At 65.2% G+C, this 13,538-nt stretch carries 10 protein-coding genes; 5 read left to right on the top strand and 5 right to left on the bottom strand.

What is annotated here, in order from left to right:
* Positions 1-53: 53 nt before the first annotated feature.
* A complete protein-coding gene (locus AB3X96_RS03115) occupies positions 54-2,426 on the bottom strand; it encodes an LPS-assembly protein LptD (protein ID WP_368588537.1) in 2,373 nt (790 codons plus the stop codon).
* A gap of 224 nt (positions 2,427-2,650) precedes the next feature.
* Here AB3X96_RS03115 and AB3X96_RS03110 point away from each other — a divergent pair, with 224 nt between their 5' ends.
* Together AB3X96_RS03110 and murU are read left to right on the top strand one after the other, a co-directional pair.
* Entirely contained in the window at positions 2,651-3,718 is a 1,068-nt protein-coding gene (locus AB3X96_RS03110) for an aminoglycoside phosphotransferase family protein (RefSeq protein WP_368588536.1), read from the top strand.
* Positions 3,719-3,722: 4 nt separating this feature from the next.
* Positions 3,723-4,436 carry an N-acetylmuramate alpha-1-phosphate uridylyltransferase MurU gene (gene murU / locus AB3X96_RS03105; protein ID WP_368588535.1) on the top strand — a complete coding sequence of 238 codons (714 nt, stop codon included), beginning with the start codon at positions 3,723-3,725 and terminating at the stop codon, positions 4,434-4,436.
* 3 nt (positions 4,437-4,439) lie between these two features.
* Here the strand turns inward: murU and AB3X96_RS03100 are convergent, their stop codons facing one another.
* On the bottom strand, positions 4,440-6,338 hold the full coding sequence (locus AB3X96_RS03100) for an ABC transporter ATP-binding protein/permease (RefSeq protein ID WP_368588534.1): 1,899 nt from the start codon (positions 6,336-6,338) through the stop codon (positions 4,440-4,442).
* Positions 6,339-6,544: 206 nt separating this feature from the next.
* Between AB3X96_RS03100 and AB3X96_RS03095 the strand changes: the two genes are divergently transcribed.
* Both AB3X96_RS03095 and AB3X96_RS03090 read left to right on the top strand, forming a co-directional pair.
* Positions 6,545-6,940, top strand: a complete 396-nt coding sequence (locus tag AB3X96_RS03095) for an acyl-CoA thioesterase (protein WP_176109558.1) — start codon at positions 6,545-6,547, stop codon at positions 6,938-6,940.
* A 121-nt stretch (positions 6,941-7,061) separates the two neighbouring features.
* Positions 7,062-7,673: a glutathione S-transferase family protein gene (locus tag AB3X96_RS03090; protein WP_368588533.1), complete on the top strand. Its 612-nt coding sequence runs from the start codon at positions 7,062-7,064 to the stop codon at positions 7,671-7,673.
* 63 nt (positions 7,674-7,736) lie between these two features.
* Here the strand turns inward: AB3X96_RS03090 and AB3X96_RS03085 are convergent, their stop codons facing one another.
* Together AB3X96_RS03085 and AB3X96_RS03080 are read right to left on the bottom strand one after the other, a co-directional pair.
* Positions 7,737-10,916, bottom strand: a complete 3,180-nt coding sequence (locus AB3X96_RS03085; protein WP_368588532.1) for an EAL domain-containing protein — start codon at positions 10,914-10,916, stop codon at positions 7,737-7,739.
* A 194-nt stretch (positions 10,917-11,110) separates the two neighbouring features.
* Positions 11,111-11,587, bottom strand: a complete 477-nt coding sequence (locus AB3X96_RS03080) for a nitrate reductase associated protein (protein ID WP_176122439.1) — start codon at positions 11,585-11,587, stop codon at positions 11,111-11,113.
* 158 nt (positions 11,588-11,745) lie between these two features.
* On the opposite strand from AB3X96_RS03080, the gene fdhD reads away from it, so the two are divergent.
* A complete protein-coding gene (gene fdhD / locus AB3X96_RS03075; RefSeq protein WP_368588531.1) occupies positions 11,746-12,630 on the top strand; it encodes a formate dehydrogenase accessory sulfurtransferase FdhD in 885 nt (294 codons plus the stop codon).
* Between the two features lie 68 nt (positions 12,631-12,698).
* On the opposite strand, the gene AB3X96_RS03070 is transcribed toward fdhD, so the two are convergent.
* Entirely contained in the window at positions 12,699-13,469 is a 771-nt protein-coding gene (locus tag AB3X96_RS03070) for an enoyl-CoA hydratase (RefSeq protein ID WP_368588530.1), read from the bottom strand.
* Positions 13,470-13,538 lie beyond the last annotated feature (69 nt).

Genomic DNA, 13,538 nt, shown 5'->3' with positions numbered 1-13,538 from the left:
GATGTCGGGCGCTTCGCCCGTCTTTTCGCAAGCCGTGAATGACCGGGCGACCGTCATTCGTAGTTGGTGAACCGCGACTCCGGCGGCGGCGGCGGCGGCAACGGCGTGTAGCCGGCCACACTGGTGCGGAACGCGGTCATCAGCCCATTGTCGACGCTCGACAAGCCTTTGAACGTCAACTGCGCCAGAAACCGCGTGCTCGACTGATTCTGTCCCGACGAGTTCAGGCCGTTCGCGTAGCGCTGGATGCCGGCGCCGAGCGTCCAGCAATCCGCGTCGTATTGCAGGCCGACGAGGCCGTCGACGATACGGTGGCCACCGAGGTCGTAGTTGAACCGGCCGACACCGTACATCCGGTGCGACAGCGGCCATTGGCCCGAAATCAGCACCTGATTGATCGGCTGGTTGTCGAGCGTGGTGTTGGCGCGGGTGTAGCGGTACGCCACGTTGAGGACCTTGCCGGTCTCCGGACTGAACCCGAAACCGACGCTCGTCTTCGTGAGCTGGTTATTGTCGGCATTATATTGGAACGCCGTTTCCGAAGCGAAACCGGCACCCAGCTTGATCGACGCACCCGCGATCAGGTCCGAGTGCGTGGCCTGCGCGCTCGTCTGCGAAGGCTGCAACGTGACACGCTGGTCCCGGAAATAGTACTGCTGCGCGATCACGAAGCGCGCGCGTTCGTCGCCGGTGGCCGGGTTGATGAAGCGCGTGGTGAGACCCGCGGTCAGGCGGTTCGCGTCGGCGATCCGGTCGTTACCGACGAACGTGTTCGGCGTGAAGATTTCCGCGAGGCCGAAGTCGGACTCGGCGGTATCGAACAGCGGCGCGTTGTTCTGGTTGCGGTACGGCGTGTAGACGTAGTACAGCCTCGGCTCCAGCGTCTGGATGAAATCCTGGCCGAACAGGCGCACCGAGCGCTCGAACGTCAGCCCCGTGTCGAACGTGAAGGTCGGGATCGACTCGGTGAAATTCTTCTGCGCGTTCGGCACCCCGTTCAGATCGGTGCCGATGTTGTTCAGGTTGTACGACGCGAAGTGCCACTGCACCTTCGGCGTGACGAAGTAGCCCGGCCCCACCACCGAATAGGACACGTACGGGTTGAACAGCACCCGCTGGCCTTCGGTCAGGTCCGCGGTGGTGATGCGGAAGTTCGTGTAGTCGGCTTCGGCGCCGAAGTCGAAGCCGCCGACGTTGTACTTCGCGTACTTCACGTTCAACTGCGGCTCGCGGCCGTACGGCGCGACCGACTCCTGCAGCGTCTGCCAGTGCTGCTCGCGCGCGAGCACGGACCACGGCCCGTTGTTGTAGGTCACCCCGGCTTCCTGCTGATACAGGAGCTGGAGGCCGTTCATGAACTGGTTGACCGACGACGACAGGTCTTGCGGATAGGTGTTGTCCGAGACCTTGTTGTAGTAGATGTAGCCGCCGAAGCCGTTACCGAAATTCTGGTTGTGCTGGATGTACAGCGCGTAGCGGTTGGTCTTCGTCAGGCGATCGTCAGGCAGAAATTCACCGGTGATCGAACCGGAATACGTCGGCGACAGATAGCGGAACGTGCTCTGCAACTGCACACCGCGCTTCGAGATCACACGCGGCGTGACCGTCAGATCGCGATTCGGCGCGATGTTGAAGTAATACGGTACCGACAGCTCGAAGCCGTTCGACGAGCTGAGCGAGAACGTGGGCGGCAACAGGCCGCTGCGCCGCTCGCCCGACAGCGGGAACGACAGCCACGGCGACGCGAACACCGGCACGCCCTGGAAGAACAGCACGCTGTTGTAGGCGACGCCTTCGTCGGCGCCGGTGTCGAAATCGAACTCGCTGCCCTTGATGTACCAGGCCGGATCGTCCGTGCACGCGCACGCGGTGTAGGTGGCCTTCGTGAACACCGAGCGCTCGGCGTCGAGCAGGTCGACGCGCTGCGCGCTGCCCGAGCCGCCCGTCAACGTGAAGTGATACTTCGGCGCGGTCATGAAGCCTTCGGTCGAATCGACGCGCAGATGCGCTTCGGGCCCGATGAAGGTATTGCCGGTATTGATCACGTGGACATTGCCGTACGCATCGGCCATGTCCGTGTCCTGGTCGTAGTGCAGGTCGTCGGCCTTGATCACGGACGTGTTGTGGCGCACTTCGGCCGAGCCCTTGGCGGCCAGGTCCTGGTCGATCGTGCCGCTCGCGTGGTCGCCGAGCACGAAGGTGGCCGGCCGCTGGCCCGTTTGCAACGGATGTTCTTCTAGCTGCGGAGCGAGCTGCATGCCCCACGGCGGGTAGACCGCTTGCGGTTGCGCAGCTTCCCCCACCAGCTGGGCGTGCGCAAGCGCGGGCATCAGGCCCGGAGCGGCGATCAACGCCGCGACGAGCCGCCTTTTGCGCGGCACTACTGCACAGGAAGGAGTGGTATCGGAAAGCTGTCTGGGCGGCATGTATCGTTTGGCGAGTCGACCCGTGTGCAAGCTTCCGTCATCACGATCCACCGCCTGCACACCGCGACCGTGAGAGTCGGCTGCACGTCTGGATTCCCAATTTGCCGAGTGATAAGGCGGGCGGTAAAACGGAGCACGCGAAAGCTGGCGTGTGAGTCGCGTCAAAAAAGTCGTGGGGTATTATATGGCAAGACGTTGTCCCCAAGAATTTGCCGCCGCTTTTCATGACGCTGCCTTCCACCCAAGACTTCACCGACACCCGCCTCTCCCTGCTCAAGGCCTGGCTGCAAGGCCACGCGGCGCGTCATGCGCTGGAGCTCGACACGATCGTTCCGGCCTCGTCCGACGCCAGTTTCCGCCGTTATTTCCGGCTCGCCGGTAAGGCGCCGCAAGGCAACGGCGCGGCCACGCTGATCGCCGTCGACGCGCCGCCGCCCGAAAAATGCCGCGAATTCGCGCAGATCGCGCAATTGCTCGACGCCGCCGGCGTGCACGTACCGCGCGTGCTCGAGGTCGACTTCGACGCGGGCTTCATGCTCGTCACCGATCTCGGCACCGCGTCCTACCTCGGGGCGCTGACCGACGCGCAGGCCGCGGGGGACACCCGCGCGGCCCGCACGCTGATGCGCGACGCGCTCGACGCGCTGATCCGCTGGCAGCTCGGCTCGCGCGAAGACGTGCTGCCGCCGTTCGACGAAGCGTTCCTGCATCGCGAAATGGAGCTGATGCCCGAGTGGTTCATCGGCCGGCACCTTGGCCGTGAAGTCGATGCCGCAACGCGCGCGCAGCTCGATCGCACGTTCGCGCTCTTGATCGCGAGCGCGCGCGCGCAGCCGCAAAGCTTCATGCTGCGCGATTTCATGCCGCGCAATCTGATGATCGCCGAGCCGAACCCCGGCGTACTCGACTTCCAGGACGCGGTGTACGGGCCGATCACGTACGACGTCGTGTCGCTGCTGCGCGATGCGTTCCTCAGCTGGGACGAGGAGTTCGAGCTCGACTGCTTCGTGTACTACTGGGAGCGCGCGAAAAAAACCGGCCTGCCGGTCGATGCCGATTTCGGCGAGTTCTACCGCCAGCTCGAATGGATGGGGCTGCAGCGGCACATCAAGGTGCTGGGCCTGTTCTGCCGCATCAACTACCGCGACGGCAAGGCGCATTACATGAAAGACCTGCCGCGCTTCATCGGCTATGCGCGCAAGGTGGCCGAGCGTTACGCGCCGCTGCGCGGGTTCGCGAAGCTGCTCGACGACCTCGAAGGCCGCGCGCAGGAAATCGGCTATACCTTCTGAACCGATGACGATGTCCGTGAAGAAAGCGATGATTTTTGCCGCGGGTCGCGGCGAGCGCATGCGTCCGCTGACCGACGCGTGCCCGAAGCCTTTGCTCGAAGCGGGCGGCAAGCCGCTGATCGTGTGGCAGATCGAACGGCTCGCGCGGGCCGGCATCCGTAGCATCGTGATCAATCATGCGTGGCTCGGCGCGCAGCTCGAAGCCGCGCTCGGCGACGGTTCGCGCTGGCAGGTCGAACTGCTCTACTCGCCCGAGCAAGAGGCGCTGGAGACCGCGGGCGGCATCGCGCAGGCACTGCCGCTACTGACCGACGACGGCGCGGATCACGTGTTCGTCGCGGTGGCCGGCGACGTGTACACCGATTACGACTACGCCGCGCTGCATGCGCACGCCGGCGCGCTGCAGGCGTTGCCCGAGCCCGGCATGCATCTGGTGATGGTGCCGAATCCGCCGTTTCACCCGAACGGCGACTTTGGTCTCGTCGACGGCGTGCTGTCGCTCGACACGCAGCCGCGCCTCACGTTCGGCAGTTTCGGGCTGTACGACACGCGCATGTTCCGCGATCTGCCGCGCGGCACACGGCGCGCGCTGAGCCCGTATTACCGCGCGACGATCGCGCGTGGGCTCGCGAGCGGCGAGCTGTACGAAGGCGTGTGGGAAAACGTCGGCACGCAGGCGCAGCTGGAAGCGCTCGATCGGCTGCTGCGCGCGCGCTGAGCTCTACTTCGCCGCGCTCTCGCCGGCCCCGACCGCTTCCGCCCTTTCCACCGCGTCCGTGGTCTGCGCGGCGCGCTGCTGCAGCGCCCACATCTGCGCGAACAGGCCGTTCGCGCGCAATAGCTCCGCGTGCGTGCCTCGCTCGACGATGCGCCCCTTGTCCATCACGATGATCTGCTGCGCGTGCACGACCGTCGAAAGCCGGTGCGCGATGATCAGCGTCGTGCGTTCGCGCGCGATCAGGTCGAGCTCATGCTGGATCGCGCGCTCGGAGCGTGAATCGAGCGCGGACGTCGCTTCGTCGAATAGCAGGATCGGCGGATTCTTCAGGATGGTCCGCGCGATCGCGACGCGCTGCTTTTCGCCGCCGGACAGCTTGAGCCCGCGCTCGCCGACCGGCGTGTCATAGCCCTTCGGCAGACTCTCGATGAACTCGTGGATATGCGCGGCGCGCGCCGCCGCGATCACTTCGTCGCGCGTCGCCGACGGCCGCCCGTATGCGATGTTGTAGTAGATCGAGTCGTTGAACAGCACCGTGTCCTGCGGCACGATGCCGATCGACGCGCGCAGCGAATCCTGCGTGACATCGCGAATATCCTGCCCGTCGATCCGGATCGCGCCGCCCGTCGAGCGGTCGAGATCGTAGAAGCGGAACAGGAGCCGCGCGAGCGTCGACTTGCCCGAGCCGCTGTGGCCGACCACCGCGGTCGTCGTGCCGGCCGCGATCGTGAAGCTCACGTCGTGCAGAATCGGTCGCGAAGACTCGTACGCGAAGCTCACGTTGTCGAAACGCACCTGCGCGCCGCCGACCTGCAAAGCCACCGCATTCGGCGCATCGGGCACTTCCTGCGGCGCGCCGAGCAGCGAGAACATGCGGTCCATGTCGGTCAGGCTCTGCTTCAGCTCACGATAGACCACGCCGAGAAAATTCAGCGGGATATACAGCTGCAGCATGAACGTGTTGATCAGCACCAGGTCGCCGAGCGTCAGGCGCCCGGCCATCACGCCCTGGGTCGCGCGCCACAGGATGAACACGAGCCCCGTGCCGATGATCGCCTGCTGCCCGAAGTTGAGCGCCGACAGCGAACGCTGCGACTTGATGGCCGCCGCGCGATAGCGCTTCAGGTTTTCGTCGTAACGGCTCGCTTCCCACTCCTCGTTGCCGAAGTACTTGACGGTCTCGTAGTTGAGCAGCGAGTCGATCGCGCGCGAATTCGCCTTTGAATCGAGCTCGTTCATCGTGCGGCGAAAGTGCGTGCGCCACTCGGTGACCTTCACCGTGAACGCGATGTACGCCGCGAGCGCGATGAACGTGACGATCGCGTAATAGGCCTCGTATTTGACGACGAAAAAGCCGAGCACGAGACCGACTTCGACGAGCGTCGGCAGGATGCTGTACAGCGAATAGGAAATCAGCTGCGTGATGCCGCGCGTGCCGCGTTCGATATCGCGCGACATGCCGCCCGTCTGCCGCTCCAGATGAAAGCGCAGCGACAGCCCGTGCAGATGACGAAACACTTTCAGCGCAAGCTGGCGCACCGCGCTTTCCGTCACTTTCGAAAACAGTATTTCGCGCAGCTCGGTGAAGAACGACGTGGACAGCCGCACCACTGCATACGCGACCACCAGCAAGCCGACGCCGCCGAGCAGCACGATGCCGGGCGCGTCCTGCGCGCGCCCGAGCGCGGTCAGATGGCGGATCGACGCGAGACTGTCGACGATGTGCTTCATCACGATCGGCACGCCGAGGTTCGCGACCTTCGCGCCGATCAGGCAGCCGAGCGCGATGCCGACTCGCCATTTGTAGGTTGCAAGGTATGGCAGCAGCGACAGGATCGTTTGCCAGTCGTTGCGGGGTCCGGTGGAAATCGGCGAGGGTTCTGACGAAGGAGCGCGGCGCATAAATCTTGGGGAGAGTGTGGAACTGCCGGAGTTCGCAGCGGCGCGGCTCGCGCGCCTGGCTGGGCGCTTTCCCGTACAATTCCTGATCCCCCGTATTGTCGCAGAAGCCAGCTGGCGGCGCTTTCCGCGGCCTGTGGCCGGGCTGGCCCCAGTCGTTCGGTCCGTGCGCGTCAATTCACTCGAACACGTTTCCCAAGGATGTCCCGATGACCGATCTTCTTCAACTTCCTTCCAAGCCTTGCGCGCTGCGCGTGATGCCGCAGCCATCGGACGCGAACATTCACGGCGACGTGTTCGGCGGCTGGATCATGGCGCAGGTCGACATCGCCGGCTCGATTCCGGCAAGCCGTCGCGCGAACGGACGGGTCGCGACGATCGCGGTCAATTCGTTCCTGTTCAAGCAGCCGGTGTTCGTCGGCGACCTGCTGAGCTTTTACGCGGATATCGTGAAGACCGGCAATACGTCGGTGACGGTGTCGGTCGAGGTCTACGCGCAGCGGATGCGCCTGTCGCAGGAAGTCGTCAAGGTCACGGAAGCGATCCTCACCTACGTCGCCACCGACAGCGACCGCCGTCCGCGCGCGCTGCCCGTGCTGGACTGAGCCGGCAAGGATGCTTAAGCTAGCGGTTCCATGCGTCACGCGCCGCGCCACCCGCTAGCCGTTTCGGCCGATCAGCGCACGAGGCCGGGCGCCCGATAGTCGCTCTTCTAATGGATACGTGATGAAACTGATCGGAATGCTCGACTCGCCGTACGTGCGGCGCGTCGCCATCTGCATGAAGCTGCTCGCGCTCGACTTCGAACACGAGTCGATTTCGGTATTCCGCACCTACGAGCAGTTCGCGAAGATCAATCCGGTCGTCAAGGCGCCGACGCTCGTCGCCGACAACGGCGCGGTCGTGATGGATTCGACGGTGATCCTGCAGTATCTGGCGACGCTCGCCGGCCCCACCCCGCTGTTCCCGACGCAAGCCGACGCGGCGTTGCGCGCCGCGCGTCTGACGGGTCTCGCGCTCGCCGCGTGCGAAAAGAGCGTGCAGATCGTCTACGAGCGCAATCTGCGACCGCAGGAGAAGCAGCATGAAGCGTGGGTGGAGCGCGTGCGAGCGCAACTGCTCGCCGCCTATGCCGAACTCGAACGCGAGTTGGGCGAAGGGCCGCTGCCGGACACGCAGCAGCAGTTCAGCGCGGCGGACGTGGCCGTCGCCGTCGCGTGGCAGTTCACGCACATGATGCTGCCGGAGGCGGTCAGCAAGGCCGATCATCCGCGGCTCGAGAAATTTTCCGCGTTCGCGGAAAGCCTGCCGGTATTCCAAGACACGCCAGCGGAGTGAGCGGCGTTTGACGCGACCCGCGATGACACGCGGCGACCTTGGGCGCCGCGCGTCACGCTCCCCTTACGCCGGCTCCAGCTCCGGCACCAACCCGCCGTGCAGCAGTTCGGAGATCCCTTCCGTCGATAGCGGCTTCGCGAAATAGAAGCCCTGCATCTCGTCGCACGCGCGTTCCCTCAGGAAGTCGAGTTGCGCGGACGTTTCCACGCCCTCGGCGATCACCTGCAGCTTCAGCGAATGCGCGAGCGCGATGATCGCCGACGTGATCGTCTCGTCGTCGCCCGACACGCCGATATCCGACACGAACGAGCGGTCGATCTTCAGGCGGTCCACCGGAAAGCGCTTCAGATAGCTGAGGCTCGAATAGCCGGTGCCGAAGTCGTCGATCGCGAGACCGATGCCGAGCGCGTGCAGCTCGTTGAGCATCAACACCGCTTCTTCCGCATTGCGCATGATCGTGCTTTCGGTCAGCTCGAGTTCGAGATACTTCGGTTCGAGCCCGGTCTCGGCGAGCACCTGCATCACGAGCTTCGCGATGTCGCGCTGCTGGAACACCCGCGCCGACAGATTCACCGACACGCGCGCCGGCGGCAAGCCCTGATCCTGCCACGCCTTGTTCTGGCGGCACGCCTCGCGCAGCACCCACTCCGACAGGGGCCCGATCAGCCCGCTTTCCTCGGCAAGCGGAATGAACGACGACGGCGGCACGAGGCCGGCCTCCGGATCGCGCCAGCGCACCAGCGCCTCGATGCCGACGATCTGGCCGCTGACGATATCGACCTGCGGCTGATAGTGCAGCAGGAACTCGTTGTCGCGCAGCGCGCGGCGCAGGCGTCGTTCGAGATTCAGGCGCGCGCCCGCGCTCGCGTTCATCTCCGGCTGATAGAACTGGAACGTGTTGCGGCCCATGTCCTTCGCGCGGTACATCGCGACGTCGGCCTTCTTCATCAGCGTTTCGGCGTCCTCGCCGTCCTGCGGGAACAGGCTCGCGCCCATGCTGCAGCCGACGTACAGCTCGGTGCCGTCGAGCCACACCGGCTCGGCGATCGACGCGCGCACGCGCTCCATCCACGTGATCAGCGATTGCTCGTCGACGGTGTCGGTCATCACGATCACGAACTCGTCGCCGCCGTGGCGCGCAACCGTGTCGCTGGTGCGCGAGCAGCGCGCGAGCCGTTCGGCGACCACGCTGAGCAGCCGGTCACCGACGCTGTGGCCGAGGCTGTCGTTGACGTTCTTGAAGCCGTCGAGATCGAGGAACACGACTGCCACGCCCGTGTGATGCCGCTGCGCGACGACGAGCGCATGTTCGAGCCTGTCGCGCAGCAGGTTGCGGTTCGGCAGCCGCGTGAGGCCGTCGTAGTTGGCCTGGTATTCGAGCTGCTCCTGGTAGCGGATCAGCTCGGTCACGTCGTTGATGACGCCGATATGATGGGTGATCACGCCTTCCGCGTTCGGCACCGGCGCGATGAACAGCTGATTCCAGAACAGCGCGCCGTCCTTGCGATAGTTGCGCACCACTGCGCTGACCTCCCGATTCGCCGCGAGCGCCTCGCGAATCAATGCGACGCCCTCCTGGTCACGGTCGTCGCGTTGCAGCACGCGGCAGTCGTGACCGATCACCTCATCGAGATCGTAGCCGGTGATACGCATGAACGCCGGATTCACGTATTCGATCAGATTGCCCGACGGCGACGGCGCGGTGATCAGGATCGCGTTGACACTCGCATCGAGCGCACGGCTTTGCAGACGCAGCGCGAGATCGGCGCGCTTTTGCTCGGTGATGTCGGTGTACGAGCCGAGCACGCCGATCACCTGGCCGTCGCCGTCGGTGAACGGCAGCTTGCTCGTGACCCTCGTGCGATGCACGCCGTCGATCACGAAGTCGACCTCGAAGTTCATCTTCGGCACGCCGGTGCTCGCGACTTCGCGATCGTGCTCGTTCAGCAGGTCGGCGAACGCGCGCCACGGCAAATCGGTGTCGCTCTTGCCGATCACCTGCTCGGGATACGCGAGCCCCGCGTCGCGCGCGAACGCCATGTTGCAGCCCAGATAGCGCGAGTTCAGATCCTTCCAGAAAATCCGCTGCGGAATGTTGTCGATCACCGCTTCGAGCATCTGATTCGAGCGCAGCGCTTCGGCTTCGGCGTTGATCTGATCGGTCACGTCGTCCGCCAGCACGAACGACGCGTCGCGGCCCATGAAGCTGAGCGCGTGATACGACACGTTGACGCTGATGATCGAGCCGTCGTTGCGCCGATGCCGCCAGATGCCCGCCATCGTGTGGCTCTGGCGCAAGTCCGCGCTGCGCGCCAGATGCTTCTCGAGGCGCGCAACCTCGGAATCAGGGTGAATCGCGCGGATCGTCATGCCCAGAAACTTGCTTTCCGTGTAGCCGTATTGCTCGATCGCGGCAGCGTTGACGGCGAGAAAACGCAGCGTATCGCGATCGAAGATGTACATCGGCACTCTGTGATCGTCGAACAGGCTGCGAAAACGCTCGTCGTTGCGCGCCAGCGCGCGGGCGCTGCGCAGCTTTTCACGCGCGCTGTTCTCGCGCACGCCGAACGTGAGCATCAGCAGCACGCTGCCGCAGAGCATCGTCACGAGCAGTACGAACATCGCGCGCTGGCTGTCGCTCGCCGATGCCGCGAGCGCGGTCTGCAACGAACGGTTTTCGTCGCTGCGCAACGAGGCGAGCGCGGCTTCGACACGCTCTAGCGAGGGGGCAAGCTGCGGGTCGGACGGCGCGGAGTCGTTGGATGCGTCGAATCGCGCATCGTCGTGGGCCGAGATCGGTGCTTCGGTCGATGCCGCGCCCGACATCGCGCTGGCCGGGCCGGGTAAGTCGCTCGCGTGGTTGCGCAGCGTGTCCTCGAGATCGTGCTGCAGCGCGTGCCGCGCCGCGCTCAGGCTGGCGAGCGCCGGCGACATGGACGGTTCGCTCGCGAGCTCGTCGCGCAGTGCATCCTCGCGGCTCGCGAGTGTGTTCGTCATCGAAGCGGCCGCGTCCGGCGGGACCGGATCGCCCGATTCCTTCAGGCGGTGCACCGCGGCGAGCGCTTTACCGAGCGCGGCGTGATAGGCATCGAGGTTCTGGCGCACGCTGGTCGAGCGCGCGAGGCGCGCATCGGCGTCTCGCTGCCCGCGAATCTGCGTGTACGCGACGAACGCGTTTGCACCGACCGCGACGACCACGACCGCAATATTGATCAGCAGTCGCTTCGACAAAAAAGGATTCATGGGTTCCGAACGTCAATCGTTCCGAGGGCGGGAAAGCGCGCTCGCTACCGGTGCGTCGCGCCGCATCGATGCAAATCTTTTACGCGCCAACCTTTGGATATCGGCAGCGATCGGAAGCGGGTTGAGGGTCGGCGTGAAAAAAAATCTGAGGATTGGGGGGAGTTGCGGAGCCGGTCGCGCCTAGCCGGCCGCGCCTAGCCGGCCGCGCCAAATTCCTTCATCGCCGGGACGAAATCGTGGTTCGCCTCGGGCTTGCGCGACAGCTTCGCGAGAACGTAACGTTTGAATGGATCGAGCTCCGCCCAGCGCGCGACGCTCGGCGCGGCGAGTCCGGCGAGACTCGCCTGATGCGCGACGCCGTCGGGCACGCTGTCGGTTTGTCGCCAGGCCGGCGACTCCTCCGGCGTGAACCACTCCGGTTCGATGTTCGCGTGCGTGCGCAGCATCTCGAACAGCGCGTGATCGAAATTCGGTTCGATTTGCGTGTCTTCTTCGACCGGGAAACGCGCGAGCAGCTTGCGGTCTTCGAGCGGCAGTTGCTGCCACTGCGCGAGCGTGATGCGCAGCCCGAACCGGTCGAGATTGAAGCGCACCGACATCGGGATATAAGTGAAATTCTCCGAAGACGCGACTTCGAAGTCGAACAGAAGCGGTGCTTCGTTGAGTCCCATGTCAGTGCTCCTTGTCGGTGGCGGACAGCGTACGGGCGTCGCTTGAGGTATTTTAGAACCTTATTCGCGCGACGGCGGCCCGCGCGGCGGCGGCCGCGAAGCATACGGCGAGCCGGGCGGGCACTTGAATGCGCGGCATGCTACAGGAGTGAAGCAGCTTGAACGGACAGGAAAACGGACGTGCGACCGAGGCGGCAAACGGCCAGCCCCACGACCTCGACAGCGACGAACAACCCGGCGCGGTGCAACTCGAGGTGCGCCGCCATCGGGGCACGGCGATCGAAACCGCGACCGATCACGTCGGCCAGGAGTGGCCGGTCGCGCTGGTGTTCAACGGCATCTCGCACGCGGTGATGATGTGCACACCGCGCGATCTCGAAGCGTTCGCGGTCGGCTTCGCGATTTCCGAGGGGATCGTCGAGCGCGGCAGCGATATTCAGGACATTGAGGTCGAACTGCACGGGCACGGCGAACTGCCGCATGCCGAGGTGCAATTGCAGGTCGTGCAGCAGGCGTTCGCCGGTTTGAAGGAAAAGCGCCGCGCGCTCGCCGGGCGCACCGGCTGCGGCGTATGCGGCATCGAAAGCATCGATCTGCTCGATCTGAAACCGCAGCGTGTACCCGACACCGGCTTTTTGCAGCGGCTCGCGCCCGATGCGATCGCGCGCGCCGCGCGCGCGCTGCCCGAGCACCAGGCGCTCACGCGTTTGACGGGCGGCCTGCACGCGGCCGCGTGGTGTGATGCGCAAGGCGCGATCCGCTATGCGTTCGAGGATGTCGGCCGCCACAACGCGCTCGACAAGCTGATCGGCCAACTCGTGCTCGAGCGCGCCGATACGCGCGACGGTTTCGTGTTTCTGTCGAGCCGCGCGAGCTACGAACTGGTGCGCAAGGCTGCGCGCGTCGACGTGCCGATGGTCGCGACGATCTCGGCGCCGTCGTCGCTCGCGATTGCGATTGCGCGCGAGGCGGGTGTGCGGCTCGTGAGCTTCTGCCGCGAAGGCAGCTACGTCGATTACGACACGTGGCAGCCGCTGGTTTGAGCGATCGAAGCGGCGCAGCGGCGACTCACGGCTAACCCGCCCCGAAGCACGGCTGCGCCGTACGCCCCTCAGTCGAACTGCCGGAAATCCGGCTTGCGCTTCTCGAAGAACGCCTTGAAAGCCTCGCGCGCCTCGGGCGCGAGCAGCATCTTGCCGAAGTGCACGAATTCCTCGGTCATCTGCGTCTGCACTTCCTGTTGGCTCGCGCGTTTCATCAGGCTCTTCGTCACGCGCAGCGACGACGCCGGCAGCGCCGCCAGCTTCGCAGCCTGCGACGCCGCGAACGCGTCGACCTCGCCCGCCGGCAGCACGCGATTCACCAAGCCCATCCGGAGCGCTTCCGCCGCGTCGAACGCCTCGCCGAGCAGCAGTTTTTCCGCCGCCGCCTGATAGCCGGCTACGCGCGGCAGCAGCAAGCTCGACGCAGCCTCCGGGCACAGCCCGAGTTGCGTGAACGGCAGCGAAAAGCTCGCGGTGTCGGCCGCGTAGACCAGATCGCAATGCAGCAGCAGCGTCGTGCCGACGCCCACCGCCGGCCCCGCCACCGCCGCCACGAGCGGCTTCTCCGCCGCGCTGATCGCGCGCAGGAACTGGATCACCGGGGGGTTGCCGCCGACCTGCGGCGTCTTCATGAAGTCTTCGAGATCGTTGCCCGCGCTGAAAATGCCCGCGCTGCCGCGAATCAGGATCGCGCGCACCGACGCGTCGCCCTGCGCTTCTACGAGCATGTCGGCCATCGTCTGATACATCGCGGCCGTGATCGCGTTTTTCCTGCCGGGCCGATTGAAGCTGATGGTCAGCACCGCATCGGCGCGCTCGACCAGAATATCCGTCGTCATCCCGCTCATCTCCTTGTGCTCCTGCTGAATGTAAAAACGGTTCGCAAGCCGGGCGGCCTGCGAACCGTT

It is taken from the genome of Paraburkholderia sp. BR13439, from assembly GCF_040948805.1.
Lineage (GTDB): Bacteria > Pseudomonadota > Gammaproteobacteria > Burkholderiales > Burkholderiaceae > Paraburkholderia > Paraburkholderia youngii.
The sequence above is the reverse complement of the archived record's forward strand: the minus strand, read 5'-3'. Positions and strand labels throughout refer to the sequence as shown.

What these genes read in the sequence shown, in the direction of transcription:
- AB3X96_RS03115 (WP_368588537.1), bottom strand. Translation starts at nt 2,426, where the DNA reads ATGCCGCCCAGACAGCTTTCCGATACCACTCCTTCCTGTGCAGTAGTG.
- AB3X96_RS03085 (WP_368588532.1), bottom strand. Translation starts at nt 10,916, where the DNA reads ATGAATCCTTTTTTGTCGAAGCGACTGCTGATCAATATTGCGGTCGTG.
- AB3X96_RS03070 (WP_368588530.1), bottom strand. Translation starts at nt 13,469, where the DNA reads ATGACGACGGATATTCTGGTCGAGCGCGCCGATGCGGTGCTGACCATC.
- AB3X96_RS03110 (WP_368588536.1), top strand. Translation starts at nt 2,651, where the DNA reads ATGACGCTGCCTTCCACCCAAGACTTCACCGACACCCGCCTCTCCCTG.
- AB3X96_RS03090 (WP_368588533.1), top strand. Translation starts at nt 7,062, where the DNA reads ATGAAACTGATCGGAATGCTCGACTCGCCGTACGTGCGGCGCGTCGCC.
- AB3X96_RS03100 (WP_368588534.1), bottom strand. Translation starts at nt 6,338, where the DNA reads ATGCGCCGCGCTCCTTCGTCAGAACCCTCGCCGATTTCCACCGGACCC.
- murU (WP_368588535.1), top strand. Translation starts at nt 3,723, where the DNA reads ATGACGATGTCCGTGAAGAAAGCGATGATTTTTGCCGCGGGTCGCGGC.
- AB3X96_RS03080 (WP_176122439.1), bottom strand. Translation starts at nt 11,587, where the DNA reads ATGGGACTCAACGAAGCACCGCTTCTGTTCGACTTCGAAGTCGCGTCT.
- AB3X96_RS03095 (WP_176109558.1), top strand. Translation starts at nt 6,545, where the DNA reads ATGACCGATCTTCTTCAACTTCCTTCCAAGCCTTGCGCGCTGCGCGTG.